General features: G+C 45.3%; 9 protein-coding genes. All 9 read left to right on the forward strand.

Features of this window, described 5'->3' with window-relative positions:
* Nucleotides 1-19 precede the first annotated feature (19 nt).
* Nucleotides 20-472: a hypothetical protein gene (locus H5993_RS05330; protein ID WP_204776539.1), complete on the forward strand. Its 453-nt coding sequence runs from the start codon at nucleotides 20-22 to the stop codon at nucleotides 470-472.
* Nucleotides 473-474: 2 nt separating this feature from the next.
* Entirely contained in the window at nucleotides 475-1,092 is a 618-nt protein-coding gene (locus tag H5993_RS05335; RefSeq protein ID WP_204776540.1) for a Gp15 family bacteriophage protein, read from the forward strand.
* Between the two features lie 15 nt (nucleotides 1,093-1,107).
* A complete protein-coding gene (locus H5993_RS05340) occupies nucleotides 1,108-5,214 on the forward strand; it encodes an aggregation-promoting factor C-terminal-like domain-containing protein (protein WP_204776541.1) in 4,107 nt (1,368 codons plus the stop codon).
* Nucleotides 5,214-6,032 (forward strand): phage tail domain-containing protein, encoded by an 819-nt coding sequence (locus H5993_RS05345; RefSeq protein WP_204776542.1) that lies wholly within the window; start codon nucleotides 5,214-5,216, stop codon nucleotides 6,030-6,032. Before H5993_RS05340 ends, H5993_RS05345 begins: the two co-directional genes overlap by 1 nt.
* Nucleotides 6,033-6,041: 9 nt before the next feature.
* Entirely contained in the window at nucleotides 6,042-8,168 is a 2,127-nt protein-coding gene (locus H5993_RS05350; RefSeq protein WP_204776543.1) for a phage tail protein, read from the forward strand.
* Nucleotides 8,161-8,463: a hypothetical protein gene (locus H5993_RS05355; RefSeq protein ID WP_204776544.1), complete on the forward strand. Its 303-nt coding sequence runs from the start codon at nucleotides 8,161-8,163 to the stop codon at nucleotides 8,461-8,463. Before H5993_RS05350 ends, H5993_RS05355 begins: the two co-directional genes overlap by 8 nt.
* Before the next feature lie 34 nt (nucleotides 8,464-8,497).
* Nucleotides 8,498-8,680, forward strand: coding sequence for a hypothetical protein (locus tag H5993_RS05360; protein ID WP_204776545.1), 183 nt, complete (start codon nucleotides 8,498-8,500; stop codon nucleotides 8,678-8,680).
* On the forward strand, nucleotides 8,680-9,801 hold the full coding sequence (locus H5993_RS05365; protein ID WP_204776546.1) for a BppU family phage baseplate upper protein: 1,122 nt from the start codon (nucleotides 8,680-8,682) through the stop codon (nucleotides 9,799-9,801). The genes H5993_RS05360 and H5993_RS05365 overlap by 1 nt, the downstream gene beginning before the upstream one ends.
* Nucleotides 9,802-9,811: 10 nt before the next feature.
* Nucleotides 9,812-10,891: BppU family phage baseplate upper protein (locus H5993_RS05370; protein ID WP_204776547.1), on the forward strand; the 1,080-nt coding region annotated here is incomplete at its 3' end.

Here is a 10,891-nt window from a genome sequence, read left to right on the forward strand (position 1 = left end):
GTGAGACGGGAGGCAACACATGTCAATTATTAATCTGGATTTAGATGCTAAATTTGCGTTTGATTTTAAACGACGGGTAATTATTGCTGGCCACAAGTATGTCATTAGTTTCAACGATAAGCTAGACACGACGCTCAAGGATCTAGACTTAGACGTACAGGGCCTGGCCGAAAATCTGAACAAGCAAAGTGACAAATTTGAGCAAGAAATGACTGTCGATGACCGTAAGCAGTATATCCACCAGGTCAACCAGCAAGCCCAAGAACGGGTCTTGGCTAGTTTGGACGCGATCTTTGGCGATGGCGAAGGCCAGCGGATTTACGACTACTACGATCAAAGCATGTATGCGATGGTGCGGATTGTGGAAGTATTGCGTGATACCTTGGCCAAAATTAACGGTGAGAAACGGGATAACGATGCTGCTAAGCACCAAGCTCGTAAGCAATCTTACACCCGTAAACGGCGGCGCTAATCATGCTACGGCTAACTGATGATCTTAAGCGCGGTTACCAACTACGCGATCGGGTCTATAAACTGAATCTGGCATACGATAACGTTTTGCGGTTTTATGAGCTGCTTGATGACGATCACTTTTCGGCCATCGAAAAAGCCCAGACCGCCTTTGAGATGTTCTTTGGTTTTGCGCCCGGCCCGGATGATGAGTATGTTGCAGGAGCTTTTGAGGCGATTGCCAAGTACTTGTCTGAAGATCCTTACGAGGACACAAGCGCAGGGGCGACTGATCTGGCGGGTAATGACTTTACCCCAACTAAGTATTATTCCTTTAGCCAGGACGCAGGGGCAATCTATGCTAGCTTCCGGGAACAATATGGGATTAACTTGATCGAGGAACAGGGTAAGTTGCAGTGGGACGAGTTTAAGGCATTATTTGCCGGACTCGGGCCCAAGACTTATTTCCAACGGATTGTGGCGATTAGGCAAGCCGATCCCAATGATTATGAGGGCAAAGAGCAAGTTGAATTGCTCGAAGCACAAAATCGTTATGCCTTGGCAGATAACCACAGCGAAGAAGCTGTGCAAGCCCAGTTAGCCGGCTTTGCGGATGCGCTGAAAGGCTGGGCACTATCATAGGAAGGAGGGACCGAAATGGCGGCAGATGGAACAGTCAACATTGATGTAATCTTGAATGACCAGGCCAGCGAGAAGGCCAAGCAGATCGATGCCATCTTAAAAGGGATTGGTGACGATGCTGGTGAAAAGATTGATGATCAGATCGGCCAAGAGCTTAATAAGGCGGTTGATAAGACCGAAAAGGCCCACGATAAGATGGGCGAAGCCTTGAAAAAGCCTGTGAAGCAAAAGGTCGATGCTGACACCAAGGAAGCCGAAGAAAAGACCATCAAGCTGGTCAAACGCTACAAGGACCTCCCGGATGAAGTTAAGACCAAGCTGGTGGCGGATGCACAAAAAACCGGAATTGAAAACTTTGACCATCTACTCAAGAAAGTACCTAAGAAGGTGCTGACAGAGTTGGCCACTAAGGTGCAGAAGGGCGAAGTCATCGACTACGAAGCGCTACTTAAAAAGGTACCCGCGAAGGTCTTAACCAATTTACAGGTAAACGATAATGCCTCACCGGCGCTACGCAAAATCAAACAGGAAGCCGACTCAACGGCATCCCATTTTACCAGCCTGAAAGAGATCGTTGCTGGGACCTTTATTGGTGGGTTAATGACTCGAGGGATCAGCATGATCACTGGCGCAATGGGCGGATTGGTACACGAAGCGATGAACGCTTCTGATGCCATCTACAAGTTCAAGTCAACGATGAAGCTAGGTGGCTTTGGAACGGATGAAATCAAGTCCGCAACTGCTGAAATGAAGAAGTATGCGGATCAAACTGTGTACGATTTAGGCGATGTTGCCAATACCACGGCTCAACTGGCTGCTAACGGGATCAAGAACTACATGGAATTGACCGAAGCGGCAGGGAATTTAAATGCCCAAGCCGGTGGGAGCGCTGAGACCTTTAAGAGCGTTGCGATGGTAATGACTCAAACCGCTGGGGCCGGTAAACTGACTACCGAAAACTGGAACCAGTTAGCTGATGCCATCCCTGGGGCCTCTGGGGTGTTGCAAAAAGCCATGAAGGATAACGGCGCCTATACCGGTAATTTCCGGGACGCGATGGCTAATGGCGAAATCACGGCCAAGGAATTTAACAAGGCCGTTACCCAGCTGGGGATGAATAAGGGGGCAATCGAAGCCGCTAAAAGTACCGAAACCTTTGAAGGGGCTTTTGGAAACTTACAAGCCAATGTTATTAGTGGTCTGAACAAAATGATCAATGTGATTGGTAAAAAGCGGATGACAGACATGATCAATGCTGCTTCCGATGCGGTCGTTAAGCTGACTGGATTTGTCCTCAAAATGTTTTCGGCGTTGGCTGAACACAAGCAGATCGCAGTTGGACTAGCGGCTGTTTTAACCGGCTTGTTTGCGACCCGGAAGATCATTGATTTTATCGGGGCTTTGGGTCAAGCTAAACGCGCCATGATCGAATTTGGCTTAGCCAGTGAGACCGCTAATGCATTAGGTGGCGGTGCTGGTGGTTTGGGTCGGACTGCGGCCGGTGCGGTTGGACTTGGATCGCGGGCTTTGTCCTTTGCGGGCAAGGCAGTACCAGTTGCGGCAGCAACGATGGCGATTGGCTCGGAACTGACGTCAAAAAACAGCACCAGTCAAAAGATCGGCGGTTCGGCCGGTGCAGTTGCCGGTACGGCGCTTGGTGCCTTTGCGGGATCCTTTATGGGCCCGGCCGGAACAGCGATTGGCTCGGCCGCTGGATCGTGGCTGGGAACTAAAATCGGGGAGAAAGCCGGTGAATTTGCTCAAAAGGCACTCAAAGGTAAGACTTTGGTCGCCTCGACAAAGATTAAAGTCGACTCTGACACCAACGGCCTGAGTAACAAACTATCGCCGAACCTTAACAAATTGAATAAGCTGACTATTAAGGCGGAAGTCGACCAAAAGTCGATTAATGACACCAAAGCCAAGACGGATCAACTCTTTGCCAGCATGAGTAAGTCGGTGGATAAATACTATGCTGATAAGGAGAAGAAGGCCCAAAAGGATCTCCAACAATTGGTTAAGCAAGGAATGTTGACCCAAGCCGAGGCTGACAAGCGGCTGAAGAAGATGCAAGAGGCCGACCAAAAGGGAGCCGATGCACGCAAGAAGTCGTTGGATAAAATGCAAGGGGATACCAATGCTCACTATCGCCGACTAGAAGCTATCCAGAATGGCTCCAATGCCAAACTGCAGAAGATCGCTCAGAAGTACGGCACCGACTCTAAGAAGTATCAAGATGCCTTACACAAAGCGCTGGAAAAGGAGAACAAAAAGTACTCTGATCAATTGGCTCACGATCAAATGAATGCGAACAGTAAGGTTACCAAGAGTGTTAAAAAAGGCGCCGACGAGCAGCGTAAAATCCTGCAAAAGCTGAGTAAGGATAAAGGTAAGCTCAGTCTGCAGGACCTTAAGCAGACCGAAAAAGATGCCAAAAAGCAGTACGAAGCAGCAGTCAAGCCAGCACGAAAAGCTCGTGATGAGATCATTGATGCCGCCAAGGATAAGTACAAGCGGACGGTCAAGCTTGCCGAAAAGGAGCGCAAAGAGAATCACTCCATTACTCAGAAACAGTATGATGATATTGTTAAGCACGCTAAAAAGCAACGCGATGATACGGTTGATGCTGCCAATGATCAGTACAAAAGGGTAACCAAATCTGCCAAAGATCAGCATAAAAAAGTGGTCCATGAAGTTGAATCCCAAAAGAACGAAGTGGTTATGGCCGCCAATGGTCAAGAGGCCGGGCACGCCCAGGCAGCGTCCAACGAGTACTCGATGGTTAACAAGAACGTATCGAGTGGGAGCAGTCGAACGGCATCAATTTGGAACAAGCTTGGTGGTCAGATCAATAAAGTGTTGAAAGTATTTGAAGCCAGCCAAAAAGTCCCAATGCTAACTGAAGCGTACGCAACTGGGACGGGGGCCTTAGTTAATGATCAACTTGCCCTGGTCGGTGAAGAAGGATTTGAGCTGGCCCACACTCCACGCGGATATGAAGTGCTGGGGAAAGAGGGGCCGGAAATCCGGTACTTATCGGCCGGGACGTCAATCTTGACCCACGAACAGTCCAAGCAAGTAATGGCCCTCAACGGCGGAAAACTGCCGGGTTACGCCAAAGGGACTGGTGCTAAGGTTACTGACTTTGTCAGTGGCGCATTAGATAGTGCCGGCGACATGCTGGAAGAAGCGTTTGACTTTATCGGTAAAAGTGCGACCGAAATCTGGGATAAGATCAAGAATAGTATCGGCTTAGATCGGCTCTTAGACGCCCTGCCGCGACCATGGCTTAATCAGACTTACGGAAAGGGATCAATCCGGATCGCTGAGCATTCGGTTGGAAATTTTTTGAAAAAAATGGCCGACAAATTTATGGAATCATTTAGTGGTGGTGGAGCAGTTTCTGGTGATCATACAAAACTCATGAAACTTGCGGGAATACCTGCTAGTTGGTTCAGTGCTATTGACTATATCGTTACTCATGAATCAGGCTGGCGGGTTAATGCTACAAACCCTTCGTCTGGTGCTTACGGGCTGCCACAATCGTGGCCTGGCTCAAAGATGGCTTCTGCTGGTGCTGACTGGCGTACAAACCCCATTACACAACTGAAGTGGATGAAGAACTACGTTACCGAAAGATATGGTGGTGGGCCACAAGCTGCCGCATATTGGCGTGCACATCACAATTATGCAAACGGTGGTTGGGCTGATAAGCTCTCAATTTTTGGCGAAGTACCAGGCGAACCAGAAGTTGCCATTAATCCAGCTCGTGATACGTCCGAAGACCATATTGCCGAAGCTATTGAAGCACGGGCTAAAGTTAACCCTAATGGCTTTGCCGGCAATTTGAGTAAGATTATCAATGAAGCTAAGCAGTCAGCCAATAATATGTTGCCGTTTATTAGCGCAGGCAATAATCATGTTCAAGCTACTTCAAATACTCAACAGGCTCAGCCACGTGTTGATGGAAATATTAATATCACGATGAATATTGACAGTAAACAAGTCAGCCGGGCCGTTTATCCAACGTTGAAAGCAATGCGTAGCCACGAAGTTATTATTAATGGCGTTGGTGGAGCTGTGCCGGTTGGTAACGGCCAACCATTAGGAGGTGTCTATTAGTGAGTACCATTATTTTTCAAAAGCAAGATGGGACAATATATGATCTTGATAAGATGGGCTTTCGTGTAAAAAAGTTTGACCCACCAACAACCGCATATAACTATACCTATCAACAGATTGGAAATTATGGAGCAACTCTTACAGATGTTCAAGCTCAACAGCTAGTCATTCCTTTAACACTTAATGTACTTGCTACAGATCCTAACGACTTATTTCTGCAAAGAATGAAACTCAATCGACTCTTGCAAAGTCATGAGCCTTTTTATGTTTATGATGTTGCTGCTAAGGATATTCGTTGGAAAGCCTACGCTGAAACGGCCTCGGTTAGCCGTGACGATTCTTTTTGGCGAGCGTCCAACGTGCAGATTAACCTTGATTGTCCGACCGGATATGCGGAAAGCTCTTTTACCACCCAGGAGTACGACTTAGCGAGTGGTAAGGGTATCGGATTGGGAATGAAGTTGTTTAGCCATAAGTGGCAATATACCTTCACTAATCAGAGCGACTTTGTTTTTTATAATGCGGGAGTTATTCCATTAACTGCAGATGAGCACCCGGTAACAATTGAATTTAACGGGGATGCACCAAACGGCTTTACCATTACTAATAAAACGAGTGGCCAATCACTTAAAATTACCAAGAGTGTGTCTGCAAAAGATAACGTGGTGATTACAGGACTCATTCCCACAATTAATGATGAGCAGCTTTACATGGCTGGAGATCATAATTACTTAGACTTTTATACAGGCGAGAATCAGATTCATATTGATGGAGCTAGTAACTTCACAATTAAATTTGATACTCGTTTTTATTATTAGGAGGTTAAAATGCTGAATTTACCAATTAGATCGCCGGCCGGCAAAGAGGCAACTGTCCAGGCTTATAATGTGGCGGTAACCGATACGCTTAAATCATTCCCCACCATGAACTTTAGTTTTATCGGTGATGGAGCAAATGAAGCCGCTGAAAAGATGATTATGCCCCGAGTGATTATTACTGATCCGACAACCGGCCAGCAATACCGAATTGCTTCTTCTAATCCGGTTCCTACTGCAAGATTTCGGGTATATGCGATTACTACTATCCATATCGCTCACGATCTGCATGATTATTATATTGAGAACACGGTAACAGGTAGTCAACCGTTAAAAGCTTGCTGTGACTTGCTTACGGGTGGTACTAAGTTTAAGTATTCGATTGATGATAATATTAGTGATCATGACTTTGGAAGTGACAGCCTAGGCAACGCACATGGGGATGATATTCTAAGCTCCATTGCGTCTGCTTTTGATATTGAATACTGGTTTGATAATTGCACAATCCACTTTGCAAAAGAGATTGGTAAAAAGGACTCGTTTGTATTCATTGACCGGGTTAATACGTCAAAAATACAGGTCAACGAAGACTACACAACCATTACGACTGCAATTAAAGGGACTGGTAAACAGATTGACGTACAGAATAACGGTGGTAACGGTAATCTTGATAGCGTTGAGGGTTTTGCCAAGTCCATGATTAATGCTGATTTTGGCGTTAATAAGCAACAGATGTGTCAAGACTTTGCTAATCGTTCTCAAAAGGTTCAGGCACGAGGTGTAGACGTCAATAGACTTTACGACACAGTGAAGAATGCAGGTGTTAGCCCTGAATGGTTCTTCGCCTATGAACTGCAAGAGCAAAATGCTAATATGGGTTGGCTCAATCACTGGTCATATCCGCATGGGGACCCGTATAACGATGCGGTAGTTGTTTGTAATTGGATTAAAAGCATTGCTTACAGTGATACGTTAAATCCAGCCTGGTCAGCTGCAGAAGGTTCAATTAGTCCAGACCCAAGCCTGCAATCAAAATGGGAGCAAGATTATGGCAAAGGAACAATTGGACGGCTCTATCTACAAGCTACTGCGGCGGTTGTTTGGGAATTAGCCGGCAGATCCGGTAATGCAAGTATGGGTAAGCCCTTAGCTGGTTGTGTTAGCACAATCAAAGGATGGGGTGGCCATACTGTTCAAGCACCAAGTGGAGGCGGTGGTAGTGGTCAAATTGCTGCTTTTGCTCGTCAATATGCTGGAGTGCCTTATGTCTGGGGCGGTAATTCACCAAGTGGTTGGGATTGTTCCGGTTTCGTTGCTTACGTCTACAATCATTTTGGGATCCCAATGCATCAGCCAACCACTTATGAAGAATACCAGGGACAAGTAGTTGGTCCACCGTATCAAGAAGGCGATATGCTCTTCTGGGGTGCTCGTGGAGATACTTATCACGTAGCATTGGCTCTTGATAGCAATACGCTAGAAATGGCAGCTAATCCAGAACGAGGGACAGTTATTCAAGCAATCAGTGCATGGCCACCGGATTTTGCTGTTCGTAATTCAGCGATGGCCGCTAAAGTTAGTGATGGGGATGATAGTTCAGATGATTCTAGTAGCGATACTGATACATCGTCAGACACAACTACTCAGTACACTTGCCAGGGTGAATATAGGAGTCCAATGGCTGCAGATGATAAATGGGGGCCGATTTGGGCTAATCCGTTTAGTAGTGATACGATTACCGATCAAGATACTTTGATGGCAGCATTAAAGAAACAGGTCCATGATTACCCGGACGTGCAATACACAACCGACTGGATTACATTCAAAGATGCGTTCTCACACGGTATCAAGAATGAAATAGCAGTCGGTAATTATGGATATTTGCGTGATCGGTATGGGATTGATGTTAATGTCAGAATTCAAAGTTACACTCGGTATCGTGATCGTGACACAACACAAACTGATACAGTAACTTTTGGTAATAAGATTTTCGGGATTGACGAATGGAACAACCGAGAAAATCAAGCTAATGCCGCCTTGCATAAAGCACCGAAGAAACCAGAAACAGTTACCCCACCAGTCACCTTTGATGATATTCAAACTATCAACGTTAAGAAGGAAAGTGAAGAAAATGGATAATCAAGAAACACTTGTGCAACGTGCTATAATTAACGAACCAATGTTTGACTCAAAGACAGGAGAGTTCGGGAAAGGTTATTCTCCAGACTATGGCCAAACATTTATAGTTCAGGAAGGAACCGATGGCCGGCATTTTCATCAAGAAACCGATGCAGGTCGAATTAGTGAGTTGATTTTCGATAAACTTATTTTTCGTTCAGATGATGGTACCTTATGGGAATTATCCGTAAGCAATGATGGCAAGCCACAAACCAAAAAGATTGAGAAAAGTGAAGAAAATGAAAAGGAGTCGTAATTAACGGCTCCTTTTTCAGAAAGAAGGGGATGCTATGGCTTTTGAAGTGCCACACAAACATGATATTTCACTCGATGGCCAAGAAATGCGAAATCAGATGATTGAGAACTTTGAGGCTATTGAAAAAGCTATTAATGATCTACGTGGTCAAATAGATAAAGTTAATAAAGAACTTAATAAACAAGACGATATTTATAATGCGGGAGGTGGAATGTAGTGAGTGATCTATTCTTGCCAAAGGACTATACAAGTGTGGATGTGCCTGTGCAGGAGAACAACCCGGACATCATCTATCTTGACCTGTATAAGCCGAAGACGGTGTACTACAACATGACCGCAACTTTTAACGGTCGGCAATTAGATAAAGATGTGCCATTGAAGGTTCAACTCGGTTATGGTCACAAACCGCTTAATCTAAACAACATCAAAGATATTCGTTTTACTGCTGCTAAACCCGATGGCACAGGGGTACAAACGATTGGTGAATATAAAATCTTTAATCCAATTGCTGGGTTAGTCTATGTCACTATTCCAGCTGCTACTTTCTCGGCACCTGGAATGCTCTACTTTAATCTGCAAGTTATTACTAATGAAGAGCAGTTGCTTTCAAGTAATACTTGTTATTTTGAGGTAGAAGCTAGTTTCGCTCGTGCTGTTTTCAATGCAGGCAACTATGACAGCGAGGTTGAAGCGGCCAAGAAAGAAACACTGGCTAATCTTGCCAAGTTCAATGCTGATGTTAACCAAAGGCTTGAAGATGCTAACGCATTGGCTCAAGGCATTGAGAACTCAAACCATATCTTAGCCCAAGCTGTTGACGATAATGCAAATGCTGTCCGAGCAGGTCTCGCACCTACTAACGGTGGAGCAAACGTCTTTACAGGGCCGAACACGTTCCAACAGTTACTTACACTAGCGGCAGGATTAAACCTTACCAGCCCACTAACCGTTGATGGCACGACTATTAACTTGCCGGATATGTTGCAGAAGTTGAATGACACGATGGATAAGCTTAGTCATGTCTTCGATGGAACTGCGATTGGACCGGATACTGACTTTAATAATCTTGAAAATGGCGTTCATCTTCTTTATGTGGGAGAACAGACAGTAGCGAAGGGGCATAATTTCCCGGTGCTGGATAATAGTAAGGACAACCTGAATGTCAGCATGTATGGCTTGCTGCTTCAGGTTGGTAACAGCAAGGGTATGTATCCAATCGCTTTCCAGGTTTACTTCAACGTGAGCGGCTCAACCGATCCGGCAATTTATATGCGTCAAAAGGCCGGCAATGGTAACGGCGGCTGGGGTGACTGGTCAACGTGGGCTGTAAATAAATAGGAGGTAAATAATGCGAGTAACAATTGATTTAATGAAGAAATCAACGCAAATCATCGACTTGTCAGACGTGATTAACCCACGAGTTGGCGATGATGACCTGCTGTTGCCTTTGCATATCGTCTATGGTGATAACCAAACTGATATGCGGGGTAAGGACGTTGAATTTATTTCTGAAGACACAAATAAACAGCGTATCTATGTTGGTGGGACGTGCAATACCGACACTCCCGGCGATAACCTTTATATGGGCAATCTGACTTTCCGTTTCCCAGCAGGCACGTTCAAAGCGGACGGAACTTATGACCCAGACAAGACGATGTTCCGCATTGTCGATAAGGCGACTAATAAGGTGATCTCATCGGTCAATGTTAAGATCACGGTCATGAAGAACAGCCTCGAGTTTGACTTTGACCCGGATAATACGTCCTATGACAGCCGTCTGGAGGAAATGCTTCACGGCTTTCACGACAAGGGTCAGGCCATGCTTGATGAGATCAAGGATCTGAACGATCAGGCTAAGTCAAACGTGTCTGGTGATACCGCCACTACTGCTAAGGAAGCTAAAAAACAAGCTGATCAAAACGCTGGCGATATTAGCGACTTAAAAGGTGAAGTTGCTGGCGCTCGTGGGCGGTTTGCTGATCTACCAGGCCGGGAAGATGCACAGGATACGGCGATTAGTCAGAAAGAAACTATCGTTAATGCGAATTCTAACTATGCGGCATTACAGCAAAAGGATGCACAACAAGATGCAGAAATTGCTAGTAAAGCTGGAAAGTTTGAACTTGAAGAAAAATTGTCTCAAATGCACGTGGAGCCAGAAGCATTTAAAAATCTTGATGATCTAAAGGCAAAGTATCCGAACGGAAACAGCAATCTTAATGTCACAGTTGATAACGGTCATCTATTAATCTGGCTCAACAATGCTTGGAATGATTGTGGACAATTCCAAACAGCCGGAATTGATCAAGCTTTAGTTGATCAAATTAAAGAAATATTTGAACAGTTAAATGTGCTACCCGAGTTAATTGATGGTCAACCAACTCCTAATAATGGAGATACAGTTATCTCAACTACTAAATATCTGGAT

Origin of the sequence: Limosilactobacillus alvi (assembly GCF_016900115.1) — a bacterium.
Taxonomy (GTDB): Bacteria; Bacillota; Bacilli; order Lactobacillales; family Lactobacillaceae; genus Limosilactobacillus; species Limosilactobacillus alvi.